Origin of the sequence: Pseudoalteromonas sp. TB41 (assembly GCF_000497975.1) — a bacterium.
GTDB lineage: Bacteria > Pseudomonadota > Gammaproteobacteria > Enterobacterales > Alteromonadaceae > Pseudoalteromonas > Pseudoalteromonas tetraodonis.
Genome location: NZ_AUTH01000094.1, coordinates 75,650 through 100,657, shown reverse-complemented (window position 1 = coordinate 100,657; position 25,008 = coordinate 75,650). Strand labels below are relative to the sequence as shown.

The 25,008-nt window shown below is 38.8% G+C and carries 15 protein-coding genes; 10 read left to right on the top strand and 5 right to left on the bottom strand.

The window, feature by feature from the left end; all coding sequences use genetic code 11:
• Nucleotides 1-12: 12 nt before the first annotated feature.
• The gene (locus L641_RS0116240) at nucleotides 13-3,060 is read right to left on the bottom strand and encodes an FAD-binding and (Fe-S)-binding domain-containing protein (protein WP_024602474.1); all 3,048 of its coding nucleotides are present in this window, start codon (nucleotides 3,058-3,060) and stop codon (nucleotides 13-15) included.
• Nucleotides 3,061-3,204: 144 nt separating this feature from the next.
• Here L641_RS0116240 and L641_RS0116235 point away from each other — a divergent pair, with 144 nt between their 5' ends.
• A complete protein-coding gene (locus tag L641_RS0116235; RefSeq protein ID WP_024602473.1) occupies nucleotides 3,205-3,423 on the top strand; it encodes a PGPGW domain-containing protein in 219 nt (72 codons plus the stop codon).
• Nucleotides 3,424-3,470: 47 nt separating this feature from the next.
• On the opposite strand, the gene ppsA is transcribed toward L641_RS0116235, so the two are convergent.
• A complete protein-coding gene (ppsA, locus tag L641_RS0116230; RefSeq protein ID WP_016898933.1) occupies nucleotides 3,471-5,846 on the bottom strand; it encodes a phosphoenolpyruvate synthase in 2,376 nt (791 codons plus the stop codon).
• A gap of 154 nt (nucleotides 5,847-6,000) precedes the next feature.
• Between ppsA and L641_RS0116225 the strand changes: the two genes are divergently transcribed.
• Nucleotides 6,001-6,810, top strand: coding sequence for a pyruvate, water dikinase regulatory protein (locus tag L641_RS0116225; protein ID WP_008108730.1), 810 nt, complete (start codon nucleotides 6,001-6,003; stop codon nucleotides 6,808-6,810).
• 89 nt (nucleotides 6,811-6,899) lie between these two features.
• Here L641_RS0116225 and L641_RS0116220 read toward each other — a convergent pair whose 3' ends face one another.
• Nucleotides 6,900-8,249: a 3-deoxy-7-phosphoheptulonate synthase class II gene (locus L641_RS0116220; RefSeq protein WP_024602472.1), complete on the bottom strand. Its 1,350-nt coding sequence runs from the start codon at nucleotides 8,247-8,249 to the stop codon at nucleotides 6,900-6,902.
• Nucleotides 8,250-8,840: 591 nt separating this feature from the next.
• Here L641_RS0116220 and L641_RS0116215 point away from each other — a divergent pair.
• Complete coding sequence (locus L641_RS0116215) at nucleotides 8,841-9,716, top strand: DNA replication terminus site-binding protein (RefSeq protein ID WP_008464472.1); 876 nt, start codon at nucleotides 8,841-8,843, stop codon at nucleotides 9,714-9,716.
• Between the two features lie 62 nt (nucleotides 9,717-9,778).
• Here L641_RS0116215 and L641_RS0116210 read toward each other — a convergent pair whose 3' ends face one another.
• Nucleotides 9,779-10,993 (bottom strand): hypothetical protein, encoded by a 1,215-nt coding sequence (locus tag L641_RS0116210; RefSeq protein ID WP_013463357.1) that lies wholly within the window; start codon nucleotides 10,991-10,993, stop codon nucleotides 9,779-9,781.
• Nucleotides 10,994-11,766: 773 nt separating this feature from the next.
• Between L641_RS0116210 and L641_RS0116205 the strand changes: the two genes are divergently transcribed.
• The 5 genes from L641_RS0116205 (at nucleotide 11,767) to L641_RS0116180 (ending at nucleotide 20,524) form a co-directional block, all read left to right on the top strand.
• Nucleotides 11,767-13,005: an AAA family ATPase gene (locus L641_RS0116205; RefSeq protein WP_008464468.1), complete on the top strand. Its 1,239-nt coding sequence runs from the start codon at nucleotides 11,767-11,769 to the stop codon at nucleotides 13,003-13,005.
• A gap of 15 nt (nucleotides 13,006-13,020) precedes the next feature.
• Entirely contained in the window at nucleotides 13,021-13,983 is a 963-nt protein-coding gene (locus L641_RS0116200) for a transcriptional regulator (RefSeq protein ID WP_013462769.1), read from the top strand.
• Nucleotides 13,984-14,409: 426 nt separating this feature from the next.
• Entirely contained in the window at nucleotides 14,410-17,556 is a 3,147-nt protein-coding gene (locus L641_RS0116195; protein ID WP_024602471.1) for a DEAD/DEAH box helicase, read from the top strand.
• Between the two features lie 596 nt (nucleotides 17,557-18,152).
• Nucleotides 18,153-19,622 (top strand): DNA recombination protein RmuC, encoded by a 1,470-nt coding sequence (gene rmuC, locus L641_RS0116185; protein ID WP_024602470.1) that lies wholly within the window; start codon nucleotides 18,153-18,155, stop codon nucleotides 19,620-19,622.
• 104 nt (nucleotides 19,623-19,726) lie between these two features.
• Nucleotides 19,727-20,524, top strand: coding sequence for a class III extradiol ring-cleavage dioxygenase (locus L641_RS0116180; RefSeq protein ID WP_024602469.1), 798 nt, complete (start codon nucleotides 19,727-19,729; stop codon nucleotides 20,522-20,524).
• 75 nt (nucleotides 20,525-20,599) lie between these two features.
• Here L641_RS0116180 and L641_RS0116175 read toward each other — a convergent pair whose 3' ends face one another.
• Nucleotides 20,600-21,496: an MBL fold metallo-hydrolase gene (locus L641_RS0116175; RefSeq protein ID WP_128860824.1), complete on the bottom strand. Its 897-nt coding sequence runs from the start codon at nucleotides 21,494-21,496 to the stop codon at nucleotides 20,600-20,602.
• A gap of 71 nt (nucleotides 21,497-21,567) precedes the next feature.
• Between L641_RS0116175 and L641_RS0116170 the strand changes: the two genes are divergently transcribed.
• Complete coding sequence (locus L641_RS0116170; protein ID WP_024602467.1) at nucleotides 21,568-22,455, top strand: LysR family transcriptional regulator; 888 nt, start codon at nucleotides 21,568-21,570, stop codon at nucleotides 22,453-22,455.
• A 134-nt stretch (nucleotides 22,456-22,589) separates the two neighbouring features.
• On the top strand, nucleotides 22,590-24,926 hold the full coding sequence (locus L641_RS0116165; RefSeq protein WP_024602466.1) for a S9 family peptidase: 2,337 nt from the start codon (nucleotides 22,590-22,592) through the stop codon (nucleotides 24,924-24,926).
• Nucleotides 24,927-25,008: the final 82 nt, after the last annotated feature.

The following is a 25,008-nucleotide window of genomic DNA, read 5'->3' as shown; positions in this document are numbered from 1 at the left end:
TTAATTAAATTATTAACTAAGTACATTTGCCAGTAACTCTATCGGATGCTTGGGTTTAAACTTTTCATAACGTTTAACTTGGCTGCGACATGAGAATCCCGTTGATAAAAGTTGCTCAGGTTTATTTTTATCAACAATAGGTTTCCAACTCATTTCGTAAAGCGATCGAGAGTTATCTTGGTTTTGTGCTTCGTGGCCATACGTACCTGCCATTCCACAACAACCCGTATTTGTAGTATTTAATGTCAAACCAAGTTCATCAAAAATAGTTTTCCAAACACTTGCCGCTTTTGGTAAAGCGGTTGTTTCAGTGCAGTGGCTCAATAACGTAAATTCAGTATTTAAATTTTGTTTAGCCGTTAACTGTTTAAACGATTGTGTTTCTAGCCATTCATGGGCAAGTAGCACATGAAAATCACCACGGTTATTTTCTAAAATTGTATTATATTCATCGCGATAACACATCACTAAAGATACATCTAAACCTACTAATGGCGCATTGATCTCGTTAAGTTGATTTAGAAATTCTGCAGCATTTTTAGCTGTCACTTTAAACTCATGTAAAAAACCTTTCACATGTTGAGGCTTACCATTGGGTTTAAATGGTAACAACATGGGTTTTTTTCCAAGCTGTGTGATCAGTGTAATAAAGCTCTCAACCAATTCGGCTTCGTAAAAGCTGGTAAATGGGTCTTGAACAATGAGTACATACTCATTTTGCTCATCGGCGCTTAATTTTTTAAGTAAATTTAAATCAAATTTTTGCGCTTTGTTTATACGTTTACCGAGTGCTGGAATACTTAGCTGCGGGGTATCAACATAACCGACCGTTTTTTTAATGATGCTACTAACCAATGATGTTTTTACAATTGGGTTAATAATCCGAGCAAATTTTGACATTAACGGTGCGCTATTTTCGATATTACCCACTAAATAATCTTTAAGTGGGCGCGCATAATAACTATGGTAATAATTTAAAAAACGAGCTCGAAAAGTTGGTACATCTACCTTTATTGGGCAAGCGGTAGTACACGCTTTACATGCTAAACACTCGTCCATTGATGCTTTTACTTCGTGAGAAAAATCGTAAACGCCTTTATTTTTTTCACGGCTATGAACAAAACGCTCCCACCAGGTGATCACTTCACCTTTGTTTAGCTCTTTCTCTACTTCAAGCAAATTAACATCTTTTGACTCTTGAAGTCGTAACCATTCACGCATTAAACCCGCGCGACCTTTAGGTGAATTACGGCGATCGCCGGTCACTTTATAAGATGGGCACATTGGCGAGTTTTCATCATAATTAAAACACAAGCCGTTACCATTACAGGTCATTGCATTGTTAAAACTGGTTTTAACATCAATAGAAATTTGCTTATCGAAGTAAGAACGTTTCTGCCCATCAACACTAACTAGTGAGTCTTTACTTTCAATTGGCGTACATATTTTACCGGGGTTTATTTTATTATTAGGATCAAAAGCTGACTTTATTTTTCGTAATTGAGTAAATAAATGCTCACCAAAAAATTCAGGGCCGTATTCACTTCGGTATCCTTTGCCATGCTCGCCCCACATTAATCCACCGTATTTAGCGGTGAGTTTTACTACCTCATCTGAAATTGTACGTAGTAATTTTTCTTGTTCTGGGTCGCACATATCCAGTGCAGGTCTAACATGTAATACACCGGCATCAACATGGCCAAACATACCATATTGTAAATTATGGCTGTCGAGTAATGCTCTAAATTCGACAATGTAATCGGCTAAATTTTCAGGCGGTACGGCAGTATCCTCTGCAAACGCGAGGGGCTTTTGGCTTCCTTTTACATTACCTAATAAACCCACTGATTTTTTACGCATTGCATAAATTTTTAGTATATCGCTTTTATCGCTTGTTAACTGATAGTCAATAACCCCATTAGTTTGATTTTCAACGCATTCATCTAATAATTTACATAAAGTGTCTACTTTGTCTTTTATGTCTTGTGGTGATACAGCATTAAACTCAACCATGTTGAGTCCTTGCATATCTTTATTTGGTACATCGGTTATTAAGTCCGATACTGAATGCCAAATAATGTCTTCGCGCGCAAGATTCAAAACTTTGCTGTCAACGGTTTCAACCGAGGTAGCACGGGCATCAACCAAAAATGGTGAATGGCGAAGTGCAGAATCAAAACTGTCATATTTTATATTGATGAGTGTTTTAAATTCAGCAATGGGTGTTAGGTTTAATTTCGCCTCAGTAACTATACCTAATGAGCCTTCAGAACCTGTAATTAGTCGACTCATATCAAAAGTTTGTAAGTCTTCACTTAGTACATGCTCTAGGTCATACCCAGTTAAGAAGCGATTTAATCGTGGGAATTTGGCTAATATAGCGTCGCGTTCACTAATTGAAATATCTAAAACTGTTTTGTATATTTGCCCAATTAATGAGTCTTGATCGGCAATTATTTTTGCTTTTTCTATGTCTATTGGGCTGGTAGACATTGCTGTGCCATCGACTAAATACGTAGTTAACCCTAAAACATGGTCGCTGGTTTTGCCATAAACTAATGACCCTTGGCCAGATGCATCTGTACTGATCATGCCGCCAATGGTTGCGCGGTTACTGGTAGATAAATCGGGTGAAAAGAAAAATCCATACGGTTTTAAAAAGTCGTTAAGTTGATCTTTTATCACGCCCGTTTGAACTCGTACCCAACCTTCTTCTACATTTATTTCGAGGATTTCACGCATGTAACGTGATAAATCAACCACAATACCTGGGGTTAAAGACTGTCCGTTAGTGCCTGTGCCGCCACCGCGAGGACCAAAAGTTAACGACAAAAACGGGTCATGAGATGCAGTTTGTAAGGCAATTTGAATGTCTTTTTCGCTTTTTGGAAAAATAACACCTTGCGGAAGCTGCTGGTAAATACTGTTATCGGTTGATGCAGTCAGCCTCGTTGCATAACTGGCGTCTGTATCTCCAGTAAACCCTTGATTTTTTATGGTATTTAAGTAATTTGCAACCAATTCGGTCGCGGCATCTTGTTGTGTAATCGTTGCTATCATGGCGGCGCTTTTTAATGCATTTGTGTAATTATATCATGGTGATGGCTAATAGAAATTGAAGATTTTACAGTTTGTAACACTCTTTTAATCGTAATATGAGCTGCTGCAATTATAATCAAATTAAACGCCTACTATGAGGTTTATATGAAAAAACTACTTATACAGATCAGCGGGACACTGTTTATTTTATTAGGACTACTATTTGCCGTAGTACCAGGGCCTTCGTTAATATTTTTTATTGCAGGTTTACTGTGCTTTTCTATGTATTACCCAAAAGCGAGAGGTTATTTAGCGTGGTGTCAAAAAGCGCTTACTCGTTTATGTGCCTATTTAGATAAAAAATTAGCAAAACACACATTTTAAGCCATAAAAAATGCCAGCAGATGCTGGCATTTTTTTAACAAGGTAATTTATTTAGCGAGTTTATCAGCTAAATATAACCATGTTTCTAGTACTGTATCTGGGTTAAGCGAGACAGAATCAATGCCTTGCTCTACTAACCATGCAGCAAAATCTTCATGATCTGAAGGACCTTGACCACAAATACCTACGTACTTACCTTTTTCTTTTGCTGTTTTAATAGCCATAGAAAGAAGCTTTTTGATTGCAGGGTCGCGCTCATCAAATAAGTGCGCAATTAAACCTGAATCACGGTCAAGACCAAGCGTTAACTGCGTTAAATCGTTAGAGCCGATAGAGAAACCATCGAAGTATTCTAAAAATTCTTCAGCCATTAATGCATTTGACGGAAGTTCACACATCATAATTACTTTAAGACCATTTTCGCCACGTTTAAGGCCATGCTCTTCAAGTAATTCAATAACGCGTTTACCTTCTTCAAGGGTACGTACGAATGGGATCATGATTTCAATGTTAGTCATATCCATAGTATTTCTAACGCGTTTTATTGCTTCACACTCAAGGGCAAAACAATCACGGAAATCTTCAGAAATATAACGCGCAGCACCACGGAAACCAATCATTGGGTTTTCTTCTTCTGGCTCGTATTGCTGGCCGCCCACTAAGTTTGCGTATTCGTTTGATTTAAAATCAGACATACGCACAATTACACGCTCTGGAGCAAACGCACAACCTAGGGTAGAAATACCTTCAACAAGTTTGCCAATATAGAATTCAACAGGTGATTCGTAACCGGCAATCATGTCAGTAATTTCTGCTTTTAATGCATCAGTTTGTGCATCAAAATTTAATAACGCTTTAGGATGAACACCAATCATACGGTTGATGATAAATTCAACGCGCGCAAGGCCAACACCTGAATGTGGTAAACGAGCAAAATCGAATGCGCGATCTGGGTTACCTACGTTCATCATTACTTTCATTGGCAGTTCAGGCATTTCGTCTACGCGTGAAGTTAACACTTCAAAGTCTAAAATACCTTCGTAGATGAAACCTGTATCGCCTTCGGCACATGATACAGTAACTTCTTGACCTGCTTTAATTAAGTCTGTTGCATTACCACAACCAACAACGGCTGGAATACCTAACTCACGTGCAATAATCGCAGCATGACAAGTACGGCCACCACGATTTGTAACAATCGCAGCTGCGCGTTTCATGATAGGTTCCCAATCTGGGTCGGTCATATCGGTAACTAAAATGTCACCTACTTGTACTTGGTCCATTTCTTTGATTGAATCAAGTACACGCACAACACCACTACCAATTTTATGACCAATTGCACGGCCTTCAACAACAACATTGCTGCTGCCATTAAGTTGGAAGCGTTCCATTACGTTAGTGTCTTCGTTTGAACGAACTGTTTCTGGACGCGCTTGAACTATATATAGTTTGCCATCGTTACCATCTTTTGCCCATTCGATGTCCATTGGACGACCGTAATGTTTTTCAATGATTACAGCTTGTTTGGCAAGGTTTTGCACTTCTTCATCTGTAATCGAGAATTTGTTTGAAAGCGCTGGATCTACGTCAACAATTTCTACTTGTTTGCCGTGAGCTTTGTCTTGTGAGTAAATCATTTGAATGGCTTTAGAGCCAATATTACGACGAACTACTGATGGCTTGTTTTTAAGCAGCGTTGGTTTATGAACATAAAATTCATCAGGGTTTACCGCACCCTGTACAACCATTTCACCCAAACCATAGCTTGATGTAATAAATACAACATCTTCAAAACCAGATTCAGTATCAATACTAAACATAACGCCTGATGCTGATTTATCTGAGCGAACCATGCGTTGAATACCTGCTGATAAGGCAACACCACGGTGATCGTAGCCTTGGTGAACACGATAAGAAATTGCACGGTCGTTAAATAACGAAGCGAATACGTGTTTGATGGCTGTCATTACAGAATCTATACCAACAACGTTTAAAAACGTTTCTTGTTGGCCTGCAAAAGAGGCATCTGGCATATCTTCAGCGGTTGCTGATGAACGAACAGCGAATGAAACATCTGCAGTTGTGTCGCCATGTAGCTGGCTGTATGCGTCGCGGATTGCTTTGTCTAGACTAGGTTGGAATGGGGTATCGATAATCCACTGGCGGATATCGGCGCCGACTTTGGCGAGTGTGTTTACATCATCAACATCGAGTGTATCTAAAATGTCATGAATTTTTGCGTTGAGTCCTGATTGTTCTAAAAACTCGTTAAAAGCGTCTGAGGTAGTAGCAAAACCACCTGGGACTTGCACACCTGCGTTAGCTAAGTTTGAAATCATTTCACCAAGTGAGGCATTTTTACCGCCAACTCGAGGAACATCTTGCATACCAAGCTCTTGATACCAGAGAACGTATTCTTGCACGGATCTTTCTCCAAAAAACAAATTGTAGTAGTAACTGTGAGAGTTAAGAAAGAAAACCTTTTATAAAGGTCGCCACCATTCTACACTGGCAAACGTCCCCACGTAAACCGTGATACACTGATTTTAAAATTAAATGTAATAAAAAAGAGGCTTTATGAGAACTGCGTTTTATATTTCAGATGGCACAGCAATCACATCTGAAGTGTTTGGTCATGCGACTTTATCTTTATTCCCTGTCGAATTTAATCATAAAACAATCCCTTTTGTAGAAACTGAAGAAAAAGCGCATGAAATAAAAGCGCTTATTAACGCCACGTCATCTAAGCAAGGTGAAAAGCCTTTGGTGTTTTTTACTTTTGTGAATCATAAGTTGTCTGAGATTATTCGCTCTGCAGATGCTGTCTCTTATGACTTTTTAACAACGTATAGCGAAAAAATTGAAAGCGAATTAAACGTTGCCCCAGTACCTAAAGTACATAGAACACACTCTATACACGAAAAAAGCTATGACTTTAGAATTGATGCAGTTAACTATGCTTTAATGAATGACGACGGCGGTAATATTAAAAACTTTGCTGAGGCTGATATTATTTTAGTTGGCGTTAGTCGAAGCGGTAAAACGCCAACAAGCCTTTATTTAGCCCTGCAATACGGTATTAAAGCGGCCAATTATCCGATCACCGAAGATGATTTAGAAAGCGAAGGGTTACCCAAGTGCTTAGTGCCTTATAAACATAAACTGTTTGGTTTAACTATAGACCCTGAGAGACTGGCTGCAATAAGAGACAGACGCATGGCAAATTCAAAATATGCATCAATTAGACAGTGTCGTATTGAAGTTCGCGAAGTAGAAATGCTGTATAAAAAGCATAAGATTGCTCATTTAAATTCTACCCACCATTCGGTTGAAGAGATCTCAGCAAAAATCATTTCTGATACAGGTCTTGAGCGTCGTAAGTACTAACAAACTAACATGTGATTTAAGCATGTAATGACACACAGCACACAAAAAAGCCGCTAAATAATAGCGGCTTTTAACATATTAGGAGAGTATTACTTGCGAGCATCTTTTAAAAGGTCTGCAACTAAAAAGCCAAGCTCTAATACTTGATCGGCATTTAAGCGAGGGTCACATTGAGTTTTGTAACGCTGCGCTAAGTCATCATCTGATAAACCGTATGCACCACCGGTACATTCAGTAACGTGTTGTCCGGTCATTTCTAAATGAACACCACCTGCGTATGAGCCTTCAGCTTTGTGAACAGCGAAGAACTGACTAATTTCGCGCATAATGTTATCAAAGCTGCGAGTTTTATAACCTGAGCTGGCTTTTTCAGTATTGCCATGCATTGGATCTGAGCTCCAAATTACTTTGCGACCTTCTTGCTGTACTTTACGCACCAGCGCAGGTAACTTCTCTGGTAATACATCCGCACCCATTCGCGTGATAAGTGTTAATCGGCCTGGGATATTATCCGGGTTAAGCGCATCGATTAAACGGATAAGCTCGTCTGGATCCATACCTGGTCCAACTTTAACGCCAATTGGGTTTTTAATACCTTTAAAAAATTCAATATGGGCATGGTCTAGCTGGCGAGTACGTTCACCAATCCAAACAAAGTGTGCTGAACAATCGTACCAGTCACCTGATAAATGGTCTCTACGTGTTAATGCTTCTTCGTAGCCTAGTAATAACGCTTCGTGTGACGTGTATAAATCAGTTTCTTTTAAGCTTGGCGCTATAGTTGAATTAATACCACACACTTCCATAAATTCTAACGCGTCTTGAATTTTGTCTGCAAGTTGTTGGTATTTTGCTTTTTGTGGATTAGCAGCAACAAAGCCCATGTTCCAACGGTTAACTTGATGTAAGTCGGCAAGTCCACCTTGTGCAAAAGCGCGTAGCAAATTTAGCGTTGCCGCACTGTGATGATATGCCGTCATTAAACGTTGAGGGTCTGGAATACGTGCTTCTTCAGTAAACTCAAAGTTATTTACTATATCACCACGGTAAGATGGCAACGAAACGCCGTCTATTGTTTCTAAGTCGGCTGAACGTGGCTTAGCGTATTGACCTGCCATACGTGCAATTTTAACAACCGGGCACTTTCCACCATAGGTTAATACTACAGCCATTTGTAAGATGGTTTTAAATGTATCGCGAATATTAGCGGCATTAAAGTCGCTAAACGATTCTGCACAATCTCCACCTTGAAGTAAAAAGGCACGGCCTTCGCATACGTCTTCAAGTTGTTTAAATAAACTTCTTGTTTCTTCGGCAAATACTAAAGGCGGTGCACTTTTCAACTGGCTTTCTACCGACTTTAATACGTCTTGATCTGGGTACTGTGGTTGCTGCAGTATTGGCAGTTCTCTCCAGCTATTTGGGTTCCACGATTGCATGTTCATTCCTCATTCCTATTACCTGATGTAATGAAATTAACGTATGCAGTGTGCTTTGTTCAAGGACTAAATACACTATTTACCAATTATTTAGTTATTAGTTAAATTTTAATAAGATTTAAGAGCCTATTTTGAGTTACTTTTGATGAGCAAGTTTATAAAGCAAAAATAAATAAACATTTAAAAACAATAATCTAAGTAGGTAGAGTGTGCATTATAATGGCTTGAGTAGAAGCTTAACAGCTAAGCGATGGTGATACAGATAGTAATAGGAACACATCATACTTAATTAGCACTTATGTAATCTTAACTTTACGGGTGGTTTTAAAAAAGAATGCTACTCAATTATGCGTTTTTAAATATTTATGCTAACGCTTCATACAAAGCTCAATGCCTTAACTCAGCCCTTCTATTATTTCCTTTAAAGTATATGAAGCAAAAGTACTTAAAAAACCATAAAGAACACATCATACTTAATTAAAATTACTGTAAATCTTAGCTAAAGCATGTTATTTAAAGAAATAAATATCAAAAGAAAGGGTTGTTTGCGAGAATAGTATATAAGTAAGATGTGTTCTAGGTAGGTAGCTAATGGTTACAAAGGTACAAATAAGAAGTCAGTTTGATTTACTCAATGAATTAACACTTAGCTTAATTGATGAGCTTAAAGAGGTTGGCTTTGCTAAAGCAGAGTATTTTCAATTACCTGAGATTAGTAGTACTGAAGAAAATATAATTCCTGAGTCTATAAGCGTTTCAAAAATAACAGGGGAATTGGCACATAAGGCAATTTTAAATGCTTTCTCAGATATGTATAAAAAGCCAGGGCTAAGCAGCCGAGTATTAAAGCGACACCCTGGTTTGCTAGTAATAAAAGAGGCGAATAAACAAGCCATTATTGATCGCATAGCACAGGTAAATAGTGCAAAAGCAGCTTTTAAAAATTGTATTTTAGCAATAGATAATAACGACGCGCGATTTGAAGCGGTGCATAATGCAATGCCAAATTTAATAACGCTTGCGGCGTATCGTAAAATTCATAGTGAAATTGAATCCCCTTTTTCTGTTCGCTTTACTTGGATGCATAAACACGCAACCAAAACACTTACAAAAAAAATGGCGCTTGAAATGTTAGAAAAATCGGCAGGCTATAAAAACCCGCGAATGATTGATCAGCAAAAATGGCAGTCACTGGTTGCACAAGAACAGGTTCGAGTAGCCAGTTTGGGTGAAAAAGAAAAATTGCGAATTAGGCGCCCTACTCGAGTTAGTCCTCAAGTTAATGTGAGGTACACTGCACAAAATCGCTATCATGTTAGTGCTGCTTTACCTTTTATACTAATTAACCCACAGCCCGACGTAAAATTTGGCGAACTACCGAGTTACCAAAAACCCTTATCGCATCCCCGAAAACGCGAATATGATTTTCTAGTGGACCGATTATATTTAGAACAAGTAACTAAATAAATTATGTTAAAAAGGCCACATAATGTGGCCTTTAATATATTTGTTGGTAAAAATAAATAGAATTACTTTTCTACAATTTCTTCCAGCTTATCTTCATCAATCAATACCGCATTTTCAACAATGCGTTTACCGCCTTGTATTTCAATACGCTTATTGTGTTTATTTAATGCCAATATCTCATCACAAAATTGATCAGACGGATGCATTTCATAAGTGTAATCGACTATGTTGCCGGTTTTATCATCTTTAACATTGGTAATGCTGTATTCAGATATTGCTCCTTTTTCAATTAAATCTTTCATCGTGGTTGTCATATCACGACGCAGTGCTTTTAATTTATTTTCGGTAATATCATCCGTTGAGTAAATAGAGCCATATTTTTCCATAATAGAAAGTAATCTAAAATGGTAGGTTTTTCCTGGTGCTGCATAACGCCATAAATGATATAAACGTAGCATCATCCAACGCGATAATCCGCGTTTTAATTCTTGTGCACTGTTAAAGTAATAACCTTTGTATTCAAGGTTATCAATCATGTTGTGTACAAATGCATTTAAACACGCAACACATTTTACATTTCCGCCTTGGCCTTTCTTACCACTAAAGTGCAAAGACGATAAAAAGTTCATATTAGACTCGTAAAACGAATCATCAATATCAGAATTTTTAGTATCCGTTGCAGAATATTTAAAAGAAAGTTTAGAACCTTGCAATGCTTCAAGCGACTCTTTAATTTGCGGATATGGCATAGATTGGCCAACCGCTTTAAGCTCTTGTGCTAATTCGTTCATAGAAAACACAACGGCATATTGAATACCGGACTTAAAATTAATTTTTACAATTTTACCTTTTGAAGCTAGGCGAATTAATGCGCGCTCTACTTTTTCTTCTCTATCTGATGGCCACACTAAATATTCTACATCTTCGCCATCTTTACGAGTACTGACCACAGCCGGTGTTATTTTTATTTCGCCATCATATAAAATACCATCTACTTTTTCAGATATCTTACGCGTAATGATGGTTTTTTTAGGGGCTTCTTCAAGTGGCAGTTTTTTGTGGCCTGAGCGAACAAAACGTCCCCACAGATCATAATGGTTAAATGTGTTAGAGTAAGCGCGTAACCCATGGGCTGCATTTTCTATCGAAATTCGCACATCTTTATTATCTGTAAATAGTGCTAGGCTTTCGTTATCGATCGCACTTTCCACCCCGTGAATTTGGCCCCTAAGTGTATCGGGCAAGTTATCTACCGAGATGTTGACCTTTCGGCTCATGGTTTTTATTTCCGTTTTTATTGTGACAGCTAATAACAACACATAAAGCCACAAAAGTTAAATGTTTAAGTTAGTATAAAAGTGATCTGACTTCAAATAAAATGCTCAGATCAGTATTTTACTAAGGAAAACTTAAAACAAGCGTTTTCAGATCACATTTTTACTAACTGAGTGTTGATAAGCCAAATTTTTACTAACTAAATAATAATTTTGTCCATTACAAAGTGTTTTTTTTTATATTTTACACGACAAATTATATAAAAATCTTAACCCCCTGTGGATAAGCTTAGTTCGAGTTAGCATAGATCTGATCTGTACTTACTACAGATCAGATCTATACTAATTAAACCATGCATTATCACTATTGCTTAGTGCATAACTTTATAATTTACTTAGTAAAAATATGATCTACAGGTAGGTATTTGTGAGTAACTCAGTGCTTAACCTGTGCGTAACTTAGATTGTAAATATTCGCTTAGTAAAAAGCTGATCTGCAAGTAGATAAGGATCTGATCTTAACCACGTACAATGCTGATCCACTATTTTTAATATTATTTATATAAATCATTACGTTATATATGTATTTTACACCCTTAGCCTTAAATACCTTATATATTTAACCATACTTAAACTTCTTTATTTATACTAAGCAATCTTAAAGGTGTAAAAATTATTTTATATGTCATGTATTTAAAAGACATGTCGCCTTAAATAGTTGTTTACAGCTAATTGAATGGACATTATACTAAACACCTAACTTTGAGGAATAAAGTATGTCTATCAATAAAAACGCGCTAGATACTTATCGACTTTTGAAAGCAACCGCAGAAGTTGCTGAAAAATCACTAGAAGGACGTATCCAACATTATCGCGCCCATCTTAAATCTGAAGAAAAAGAATTAAGAACTTACACCCAAAAAGCAGCAGCTGATTTACTTGGCTGTAATAATCGTACCTTAAAAAGACGCCATGACAATGGTGACTTTGACGATTTAAATATAAAACGCGGTGCAAACGGCCACTATGCCTACACCTTAGTTAATATTTTTGCTATGGCTGATATTATGGACATACAGCCTGATCACCGCGCATCAACAGACAAACTCCAAGTTATTGTTATTAATTCATTAAAAGGTGGTTGTGGTAAAACAACAAGCATGGTTAACATTGCTGCTGCACTCGCTACCACTAACATTAAACGTTACCGTATCGGTATAATTGATTTAGATCCTCAAGGGTCATCATCAAGCTTTTTCCCATCTTCAGAGCCCGATCCAATTACCGTTGGTGATTTGATGCGTGATTGCATTGACCTTGATGAAGGTGAAACATGGCCAGAATTTGTGTCTAATTCTTTTTTACCTACTCATATTCCTAATATTCGTGTTTTACCATCAGGTATGGATGACTTTTACTTTGAACACGAAACAGCAACATTACTCAAAGACACCTCCAATTATGAGCAAACACGCCATTACCACAAACTACTAGAACGAGTAATAAATCCGGTAAAAGATGAGTTTGACATTCTTTTAATTGATACAGCGCCAACGCTTAACTTTATGTTTTACAATGCATTAATGGCTTCAACGGCGATGCTAATTCCGGTTCACCCTGAAGCGGTAGACTTTGATGCAAATAATAAATATTTAAAACGTTTAGGTGAGATTTATCATACAGTTGCCGCTCTTGGCCATGATGGTTGGGATTTCATGCAATTTTTAGTTACTAATTATGTGAAAGGCAATCACTCACAACGCGACATAGTTAAAGATGTGCGTAGTGCTTTTGGTCGCCAAGTAATGAGCTATCCTATCAATCATAGTTCAGCAATTACCGCCAGTTCATCGTCGTTCAATACTATCTTTGACCAAAAAGCATCTGACAGCTTAGCAAGTAGAGAGTCATTAATGCGCGCACAAGAAAATATCAAAGATGTAGTTGATGAACTCGAAATGCTAATTCGTTCTAATTGGCAATCCACTCAATCTAAATTAAATACGCCTAAGTAAGGATGTTGACTAAAAATGGCTAAAAAACGTAAAAATGACACCCGCTTAGATCCCTTTGCAACCGCTGTTGGCAGTAGCAGCTTAGATGCCCTTTTAGAGCAAGCCAATGCAGGCGATGTTATTCGTATGCCTGCTCCTAGTGATCCTAATCGGGAAATTACGCTTGTTTGTAAAGTGATAGCACATAACGAGATTGAAAACTCAACTCAGGTTTATGGTAAAAATCGTCGCGTACAAGCGCTTTTAAACGAAAAGTCAGTCGCAGATATTCTTCCTGCTATTAAAGAAGATGGCCGTAATCAGCACCCTGCTCTATTGTGGGAGCAAGGTGATATGAGCCTTGTATTAGCTGGCTCTAGACGTCGTAAAGCCTGTATTTTAGGTGGCGCAGACTACCTCGTATTGAGTTCTAGTGACTTTAGCGAGCAAGATGCCAAAGTACTTGCGGTTTCATCAGATCAATACATTGCCCCAAGTCTTTGGGAGTTGGGTCAAGCGTATCAGCAAACTAGAAACGATCTTATTCAACAAGGCAAAAAAGGCTCGTACCGTGAAATTGCTGTTATTGAAGGGGTATCGCATACAGCGATTGCTGATGCGATAAAAGCGTATGAGCAAATATCTGCAGATGTTATAGCCCTTTACCCAACAGCTAATCATGTTGGTAGAGAAGTTGCTAAAAAGCTGATTAACGCAAAGGAGCGCGATGAGGAAGCATTTAACGAGTTAGTTGTTGCACTTGCCAGCAATGATGAAATTAACGCCTTAGAAGCCGACGACAAGCGCGCTATGCTAATTACTAAATACCTAACTGCAGAGCCTAAAACAGCATCAAAACGTGAAGCGGTTTTAGAAAATGACTTTATTAGTGTGCAACGCAACCTTAAAAGTGGTGACGTTTCAATTAAAATAAATAATAAAGTGATGACAGACAAGCGCTTAGAGCAACTTACTAAGTTATTAAGTGCCTTTAATTAGTTAGTAATATCGTGATCTGTAAAAGGGGTTGGGTTAGTTAAAACATGATCTAAACCTCTTTTTTAGTTGGTAAAAATCTGATCTTTAGTGGCATAAAAAGGCTAAAAACATGGCTTAAATCATCAAGGATCATATTTTTACTAACTAAACACCTCCTTTTAATGCCATTTTTCACCTTGTTAGTAAAAACCTGATCTAAGCCTAACTAAATCTCCTTTTAAAGTTAATTAATTGTTTTTATTTTGTAATTTAAACGTACTTTTTTAGTGAGCAAAATTAAACAATGATCGCCAATTCGCTATAAACCAATTTTTTACTAACCAATCAGATCCAACCAGTTTATTTTAAAAATAATATTGCTTTAGCTCAGCGCTGATAAGGCATATACTGGAAAAATTGTTTTTAAATTTTAATACTTTGAGTGACATGTCTGCTAACTTATCAAAAAATGATTTAATGGCTATTTTTGAAGAAATTAAAAATGAGCAGGCTACCCAGTTTCCTCTTTCTGAGCGATTCATTAAAAAATTATTTAAACCCGCGGTGTTGGCCAAAGGAAAATCGTACTATAAAAACGGCCAAATCAGTTGGTTAGAACATAATGCAGATTTTTCTGTGGTTGACTCTACGGTGCAAGGTGATAAAGGAATCGCGTTCAACCAACGTATTGAGATCAGTAAATTACCAACTGGTTATTCGGTCGATACCCACTGTACCTGTAATGTTAAAACAAAATGCCGCCATTTGGCCGCTATTTTGTTAAAGCTTAAAATTGAGCATTCTGGTGAGTACGGTGAAGATTATTTTATTAATGATTGGTTTAGTGAACTAAGCGCACTTAAAAACACCGACCAAGCTCAACCCTCGCAAGTATTACTGTTTGTATTAGACATAGAAAACAACAAAGTATTTTTAACCCCTAAAATTGCCAACTACGATAAAAATAATAATTATGCACTTGGGCGAAATTTAACTGAGCAACAGCTTAATAGTTTTATAACCCCTAGCGATTTGCTCGAAAGTGATTTTAGATTATATAGCTGGATCCGATCGCAAAATGCGGTCGGTAATATTGAGCTTAAAGGTCAATGGGGTTTTAATGCGCTGCAGCAATTACTAGCCACAGACAGATTATTTTTACAACGCTCTCGAGTACCTATTAAAGCGCAACCTGGTTTACCTCTTAACTTTGTTTGGGAAAAACAAAAAGAGGTAACCCAGTTAAAAATTCACTTGGATCAAATTCCTAATTGGGCGTTAATTAAAACAACGCCGCCTATCTACTTAGATTTAGATAAATATAAATTAGGCCGTATTCGTACGCCCCTCAGTGCTGATGAAATTTCGCACTTACAAACTATACCGGCGCTGCACGATACAAACTTTGACCGAATTTATAAGCAGCTTGCTGATAACTTTGGAGTAGGTGTTATTCCCCACCCTACTAATACACCAAGCACGCCTGTTAAGTCGTTGAGTAATGCCATACTTAAAGTTAGCATGTCGGGCTCAGTAATGGCTATTTCGTTATCGTTTAAGTATAAAAATAAAAACTATTTAGCGGGCACCGCGCCTGCAAAGTTAATTAATAGCGCCTTTGAAAACACCGTTACCAATGAGTTAGTCAACTTAGGCTTCGATTTTTGTAAAGGGGGTTTACACAGCGAGTTTATTTTTAGTCAGGAATCGGCTATTCACTTACATTGGCTAGTTCACGAGGTACTGCCCAGCTTTAAACAACGCGGTTGGCAAGTATCAATGAGCAAAGTTAATGTTGCTGATACTAAAAGCCAAATCTCATTGCATGTAAACAGAGCTGCAAATCATCAAATGCATAGTAAAGTAATGCTAAACGATACCAAAGTAGCCACCCTATTAAATGTAAATAATAAACTGTATGAATCGTTAAACCGTCAAAGTGAATTATTTTATTACTACCCTGTTGGCCGTCAATTTGGGGTTATTGATAAAGCAGCGTTTAATTTATTAATTGAGTTTAAACTGCGGTTTGAATTTATTAAAACCCGTGACGAATTTAACATTCCGCTTTCATACTTACCTGAATTAGTTCAGCACACAGCTATTAATGTAGAGCTACATGACCCGTCATTAGAGCGTTACCTTGATGAACTAAATAACGATGCACTGCTATCACCTAACACTGCCATTCATGGCTTACACGATTCTGTAGTATTAAGAGAGTATCAGCAAGAAGGCGTGGCTTGGCTTAACTTTTTAAAGCGTAATCAGTTAGGTGGGATTTTAGCGGATGATATGGGCTTGGGTAAAACGTTACAAGTGATTGCCTACTTAGCAAGCTCATACAATACACCGCAAGCAGGGCCTACGCTTATTGTGTGCCCTACAAGTTTAGTGAGTAATTGGCAAAACGAAATTACCAAGTTCGCAAAAAGCTTAAAAGTGACCACTATTTTTGGTGCACACCGAAATGATTCGTTGCAGCATTTGGCACAAGCGCAGTGTATTTTAACCACGTATCCGCTATTAAAACGTGACATTGCTTATTACTCACCGCTGTATTTTGAAAACATTATTCTTGATGAAGCCCAGTATATTAAAAACGATACCGCACAAGTTTCGCGGTTGGTAAAACGTTTAAATGCCGACTTTAAGCTTTGTTTAAGTGGCACACCAATTGAAAACAATTTATTTGAATTAAAGTCATTGCTCGACTTTGCAATGCCCTCGCTTTTAGGTTCACAGGCGCACTTTAAGCAGCATTTTCAAGGCCCTATTGAACGCGAAAGCAACATTGAACGTGCAGAGCAACTAAAAGCGTTAATTATGCCGTTTATTTTGCGCCGTACTAAAGCCCAAGTGGCTCAAGAGCTGCCGCAAAAAACCGAACTTATAAAAGAGTTTGAGTTTGAACCTAAACAAAAAGATATGTATCACGGCATTACGCGTGCGCTTGAAGAAAAGCTCATCGATTTATTTGCTGAGCAAGGTGTGCAAAAAAGTAAACTCGCCTTTTTAGAAGCCTTGTTAAAGTTACGCCAAATTTGTTGTCATCCTAAACTCATTGAACCTGAAACTGAGGCAGCCAGTGCTAAATTAGAATGGTTATCGAGCCACTTACCTTTAATGCTAAGCCTTGGCCGTAAGGTCATTATATTCAGTCAGTTTACCTCTGCCCTTGATTTAATTGCCGAGCGTTTAAATGAGCTAAATATTAATTTTAGTATGCTAACGGGGCAAACGCGTCATCGGGATAAAGTAATAGACGAATTTACCAGTGGTAACACTTCTGTGTTTTTAATTAGCTTAAAAGCCGGTGGCACAGGGCTTAATTTAACCCAAGCCGACACGGTTATTCATTTTGATCCATGGTGGAACCCTGCCGTTGAAAAACAAGCCACCGATCGTGCTTATCGAATTGGGCAAACAAACCCAGTGTTTGTTTATAAACTAATTATGGCTAACTCTATTGAACAAAAAGTATTTCAAATGCAGCAAGATAAGCAAGCGCTTGTAGATGCATTATTTACCGAAAAATCAATGAGTTTTACCCAGTTTGACGAACAACAAATGCTGTCTTTAATTAAAAGCTAAAATAATTTTAAAAAATCATGACGAGTTTTTGAACTTATTTAAATTGTAGGCGTCTATTAATATGCTTGGTTAAATTGCAGTTTCTCCAAGCTTTCATGTTGATATCCCATATAGTAGTTACTAGACATAGTAATGATTAAGCCAGCCAGTAATGCGCTGGCTTTTTTTTGCTTTTAAAAATATTTATTTTTTATTTAATTTATTTTGAACTAATCACAAATGGCTGGGTCTATTATTATGCTTGTAGTTGATGTGTTGTTATACAAGTTTCATGTTGATTTCCCTGTTTGATTACTAATTTAGTAATATTGAGCCAGCTTTATTAGCTGGCTTTTTTTATGCCTCAAATTCAACTTTTTTAAAATTATTTTGAACTAATTTAATCAGAGCGCGTCTACAATTATGCTTGTAGTTGATATGTTGTTTTACAAGTTTCATGTTGATTTCCCTGTTTGATTACTAATTTACTAATTTAGTAATATTGAGCCAGCTTTACTAGCTGGCTTTTTTTATGCGCTTAATTTAGTGTTTTACCCTACTGCTAAAGAGCGTAATTCGTTATGATGGCATGTCACTAAATTTTAAAAGTTTATTCTATGTTTACTTCGTTTTTATCCCATTTAGATTGGTTAAGTGTTGGTACTGGCGCTATAGCCGGTATGGCTATTTTCAGCGTTGTATCAGTCCAGTTAAGTAAAAAAATAAAGCGCCAAGTGAGTGAGCAGCAACAAGAGTTATTGTTATTACAAAGCCAGTATGAGCATACGCAAAATCAATATGCCTCTTTAGTGGAAGAGCACGACTTGTTAGGGCTTACTCATCAAGAGCAACGTGATCAGGCGCAACATTTTAAAACGCGATTAACTGAGCAAGAAAAACAAAGTCAACTTTATAATCAATATTGGCGTAAAACCGAAGCCGAGCTAACCGCCCTGCGCGAGCAATACAATCTGCGCGATGTCGAGCTTAATAATATACGCACCACCCTTGAGCAAAAGCAGCAACATTTCAGCGAGCAACTCGCCCATATAGAGCAAAGTAAAGAAACGCTTAAAAAAGAATTTGAAAATTTAGCTAACCAAATATTAGAAGAAAAGTCGCAAAAATTTAAAACCCTCAATCAAGAAAGCATAGAGCAGTTACTTAAGCCGGTTCAAGGTGAGCTAAAAGGCTTTAGAGATAAAATGGAGTCTATTCACGTTGAAGACTTACAGCAACGTGCAGCACTTAAAACCGAGCTGCTTCATTTACAAGCCAAAAGCCAAGCAATTACCGAGCAGGCCGATAAGCTAAGCAATGCTTTACAAGGGCAAAAGAAAACCCAAGGTAATTGGGGCGAACTCATGCTCGAAAACGTGCTTGATAGCGCAGGCCTGCGCGCTGGCACCGATTACAAGCGAGAAGTGTCGTTTAATACCGAAGACGGCCGTTTGCGCCCTGATGTTGTGGTGTATTTACCTCAAGGTCGCCACTTAGTGATTGATGCAAAAACATCGTTAAATGCCTATACCCGTTATGTAAATGCCGAAACAGAGCTTGAGTCTCAACAAGCGATTAAAGAGCATGTAAATGCCGTAACTGCCCGTATAAATGAGCTGGCCAGTAAATCGTATGACCGCCTACCAGGAATAAACTCGCCTGAGGTTGTTATTATGTTTGTACCCATAGAATCCGCCTTTGTAGAAGCACTTAAATACCAAAGCGACATTTACCAGCAAGCAATAGAAAAAAACATTTTGGTTGCTACCCCTACTACCCTGCTAACCAGTTTAAATATTGTTAAACAGTTATGGCGCTTTGAAGAGCAAACTAAATATTCAAAAGAGCTGGCTAATCGTGCTGAGCGTTTTTACAGTAAACTCAACGGCTTTTTAACCAGTATGGAAGGCGTGGGTAAACAGCTCGATAAAGCCAAAGAAACCTACGATAAAGCATTTTCTCAGTTATACCGTGGTAAAGGTAACTTAATTAAACAAGCCTCAGAATTTAAAGAGCTGGGTGTATCGGTGCAAAAAGAGTTACCTCAAGAAAGCGTTGAACGCGCTCACTTAGAGCTTGATGAATAAACACCACACATAATTTTTGCGCACTGAGGTTGTGCGTTTATGTGGCTAGTTATTTACTAACTGCGCAGGCACTATAATTATATCTGTCCTTTAGGATTAACCACATGCAACGCCCAACCGTTTTTTTCATTTCACATGGTGGCGGCCCAATGCCATTACTAGGTGATGCCAACCATGCAGAAATGCGAGCTTGCTTAGAACAGGTTGCCGCTACAATCCCAAAGCCCTCTGCTATCTTAATGGTCAGCGCGCATTGGGAAGCTCAACCAATTAGTATAACCGCGCACTCTTCACCGCCACTTATTTACGATTACTACGGTTTTCCTGAGCAGGCGTATCAATTAACTTACCCTTGTGTTGGCGAGCCGCAACTTGCTAATTTAGTACAGCAAGCGCTCGCAACACATAATATTGACTCAAAACTCGATCCACAGCGTGGCTACGATCACGGTATGTTTGTACCGTTAAAAATTATGTATCCAGAGGCCGATATTCCCTGTGTGCAAATATCCTTGCACCCAAGCCTTGATCCGCTGTTGCATGTTGAAATTGGTAAAGCGTTGCAAAGTATTGATTACGATAACTTATTAATTATAGGCTCAGGCTTTACCTTCCATAATATGCGCGCTTTTGGTGTTACTCAGTCAAACGATGTTAACCAGCAAAATCAGGCATTTGAAAATTGGCTGGTAAGCACAATCGCAGATCAAACATTAACCGAGCAACAGCGTGAACAGCAATTATTAGCATGGCAGCAAGCTCCAGCTGCACGCTTTAATCACCCCAGAGAAGAGCACTTGTTACCGCTACATGTATGCTATGGCGCTGCTATGTGTGCAAGCACTGAGGTATTTGAATTAAATATTGCCAATAAGCGAGCCAGTATGTATTTGTGGCAATAATAAAAAACACGCCAGACTTTGCTAGGCGTGTTTTTTGGTTCTACTGTATTTATTACAGTGGTTAAGCGTAAGCAATTACCATTTCATTTCGCCTTTATGAACTTTAGCGCCAATGCTAAGAGCCATAGGTAATACAGCCTCTGGGTATGAGTTGGTCATTTTATCTATCAGCAGCTTACTGCTATCACTACTTTGCTTAGCGTGTGCAAAATCCTTTAAATACTGGATTGAAAAATCAATATTTGCAGCATCTAATTGAGTGCCTGCTTTCATATGCCCAGGGATCACCACGTCAGGGTTGAGTGCTTTCATTTCATTAAGTTGCTTTGCCCATGCATTTTGCTCTGCCTGAGTTTGTGCATCGGCCATCCATAAATGAACATTAGCGTATACAGCCACATTCCCTAAAATAGCTTTATTATCAGGTATCCATAAATATGGGCGATGATTATGCTCACCCTCTGTGCCACGAATTTCAATGGTATGGCCTTCTATTTTTAAGCTATTACCATTAAATACCTTAGGTACGACGGGGTTTTTTGGTGCGTTTTCACCCATTTTTGGGGTCCAGAAAGCAAGTTTACCTTTAAGCTTTGCTGCTATTTTTTGGTGCACTGCGGGCGTAGTAATAACCTCTGCCTCAGGATAAAACTGTTGTAACACTTCAGCGCCAAAGTAGTAATCAGGATCGGCCTGGCTAATAAAAATAGTTTTTAGTTGTTTACCAGAGTCAATTACTTTGGCGGCAATGCGCAGTGCATCGGCTTTGGTAAATCCGGTATCAATCAAAATTGCATCGGTACGGCCATAAACCAGCGTGGCATTAACATGAAAGCTATTGCTGTCAGCGTTATACACATCAAGGGTTAATGGGGTTTCGTCTGCAATAGCGATATTGCTGGTTAATAGTGTGCTTAATAAAAGCGTGCGTAGGTTCATGGTATTCTCATCATTGGTTGCTAATGCGAGCATAATAAAGGTTTGATATGTTCAGAAAAACAACCAATAATTAGCATCATTGTTTCATAAATCGTGCAAATACTATGGATAAACTCACCGCAGCGCAGGTTTTTGTTGATGTTGCCTACTCAGGCAGTTTTACTGCCACTGCCGATCGGCTTGAAATGTCACGCCCTATGGTTACTCGTCATATTGAGTCGGCAGAAGCATGGCTCAATACTCGTTTGCTACACCGAACTACCCGCAAAGTTACACTTACCACCGCTGGCGAGGCCTGTTTACCCGAAATAGAGCAATGGTTAGCACAGGCTAACCGTTTAGTTGAACAAACTAAAAGCCAGCAACAGTTGTCAGGTAAAATTCGAGTAGCGACCAGTATGTCGTTAGGCTTTGCACAATTAGCCCCTATATTTACACGCTTTATGAAACGTCACCCTAACGTGCAAATAGACATAGATCTTGAAGACTCAACCACAGATCTAATAGAGCAGCGTGTTGATTTGGCAATACGTATTGCAGCCAATCCTGATCCTTCGTTAATAGGTAAACCTATTGCCGAGTGTGAATCTATATTAGTGGCCTCAGCCAGCTACCTTGCTGATTATCCGGCAATAACGACACCACAACAGTTAAGCACTCATCAATGTTTAGGCTATAAAAACTTCGACCGATATATTTGGCATTTACACAACGGGGATGAATTTCAATCGGTTGATGTTAAATGTAATTTAAGTGCAAACGAGGCCACCACATTACTTCATGCAGCCATAGCCGGTGGTGGTATTTCAGTGCAGCCTACGTATTTGGCAAATCAATATATACTGGATGGTCGCTTGCAGCGTGTATTAGCGCCATGGACATTAAACCCAATGAAAATATATGTGCTTTACCCTTCTCGTCAGCATTTATCAGCAACAGTAAGAGCACTAATCGACACGCTCAGTGAAGAATTTAAAAATCCAGCATGGTAATTAATTATAAAAGTTTGGGTTTAAACCATAGCTTTGTGCGTTAAGCATACTGATATTCTGTAGGTTATTTTGTTACAGTAAATGTAATAAGCGCCTTAATCCATAAAGGGCAACAGACCCAAGGAACAATAACAATGAATCTGATCAAAACATCGGGCTTGGCACTGGCCATTGTTGCGGGCTTAGGCTTGCAAGCATGTTCAAGTACCAACATAACAACCAACAACAATGCAGCGATGAGTACCGTGAATAATCCATTAAGCCTAGCGCAAATTTATAAAGATAAAGAATTTAAAACCCAGCGTAGCACTTACTTTAAGTGGCTAGACGATGGCACCGGCTACACTGTGCTTGAAGAGCGCGAAAGTGAAAAAGAAAAAGCAGACGATAACAACGTCGATGATGAAAAAGAGCACGGCGTAAAAGGCAACGACATTGTATTTTACAATGCTGACGGTACAGGCCGTAAAGTACTGGTTGAGTTTGAAAAGCTGTTGCCAGAGGGCGCAGACGAGCCATTTGCAATCGAAAGCTATCAGTGGTCAAAAGACGGTAAATGGCTGATGGTATTTACCAACAGTGAGCAAGTTTGGCGCTCACGCAGCCGAGGCGACTTTTGGTTACTTAACCTTGAGACTAACCAATTACAGCAACTTGGTGGCTTGGATGTTGAGCCTACTAAGTTAATGTTTGCTAAGTTCTCGCCAGATAGCTCAAAAGTGGCTTACGTACGCGATAACAACATTTACATGCAATCGGTTGGCAGTAACGATGTAACCGCGCTTACAACCGATGGCAGCGCCACCATAGTTAACGGTAATTTTGATTGGGTATACGAAGAAGAATTCACCATTGCCGATGGTTTTCGTTGGAGCCCCGACAACAAATCAATCGCCTATTGGCAGCTTGATACCAGTGACGTTAAATTTTTCACTATGATCAATAACACCGACGAACTGTACCCTACCCTTAAAGAATTCCCTTATCCTAAGGCCGGTGAAACCAACTCTGCCGTGCGTGTTGGTGTGGTAAGCCTTGCTGATAAACAAACCCGTTGGGCTGAGCTTGAAGGCGATAACCGCGACCGTTATATTCCGCGTATTAGCTGGGCTGGCACCGGTAATGAATTAATGATTCAAGACTTAAACCGCCCGCAAAGCCATAACAAAGTGTGGTTGTTTGATTGGCAAAAGCAGCAACTGACCAAGATTTTAGAAGACAAAGACGATGCGTTTATCGAATGGTTTTATAAAGCAAACTGGTCAAAAGACGGCGAGTTTTTTATTTGGCATAGCGAACGCGACGGTTGGCGTCATCTTTATCGTGTATCGCGCGATGGCAAGACTATTATCGACCTAACCCCTGGCGATTACGACATTATTGATATGCTTACCATCAATGAAGATAAAAACGTGATGTATTTTATTGCCTCGCCAAACGATCCTGGTCAGCGTTATTTATACAGCACACCGCTTGATGGCAGCAGCAAACCGGTACGGGTAACACCTGCTGAGTTTGAGGGATCAAACAGCTACTACATGTCAAAAGATGCCTCGTGGGCAATGCATACTTACTCTAAATTTGGTACGCCACCGACTAAAGAGATCATTAAAGTGAGCGATCACAGTAATGTAAAAACCTTAGTTGAAAATACAAAGCTCAAACAAAAGCTGGCTGAACAAAGCTTACCCAAGCATGAGTTTTTTAAAGTAAACGCGCAAGATGGTACCGAGCTTGACGGCTACATTATGTTCCCAGAGAACATGGATAAAAGTAAAAAATACCCAATTGTATTTTACGTATACGGCGAACCATGGGGCTCTACCGTGCAAGACCGCTGGGAAGGCAACAGTTACCTGTATAAAGCACTGTTAACGCAAAAAGGCTTTATTGTGGCATCGGTTGATAACCGCGGTACACGTGCACCAAAAGGCCGCGATTGGCGTAAATCGATTTATAAAAAAATTGGTTCTATCACAGTGCAAGACCAAGTAGACGCCCTAGATGCTATGGCTAAACGTTGGGATGTAATAGACACCGATCGCGTTGGCGTATGGGGACACTCAGGCGGCGGTAGCTCAACCCTTAATTTACTGTTCCGCCATGGCGATAAATTTAAAGTAGGCATTGCCTCAGCACCCGTGCCAGATATACGTTTATACGACACCATTTACCAAGAGCGTTATGCGGGTAACCCAAACACCGATCCTGAGAGTTACGATAACACCTCGCCGATTACCTTTGCTAAAAACCTAACCGGTAAGCTATTGCTTATTCACGGCACAGGCGATGATAACGTGCATTATCAAGGCTCAGAGCGTTTAATTGACGAACTCGTTAAGCACAACAAGCAGTTTGAGTTTTTCTCATACCCTAACCGTTCACACAGCTTGCGCGAAGGCAAGGGCACCACTTTGCATTACCATACTATGATGGCCGACTTTTTTGAAAAGCACTTATTAAACAAGTAATCGCTTTAAAAAAATAAAATACTAAAGCCGCACACTAATTATTAGTGTGCGGCTTTTTTAATCAAAATGTAACGGGGGTTTA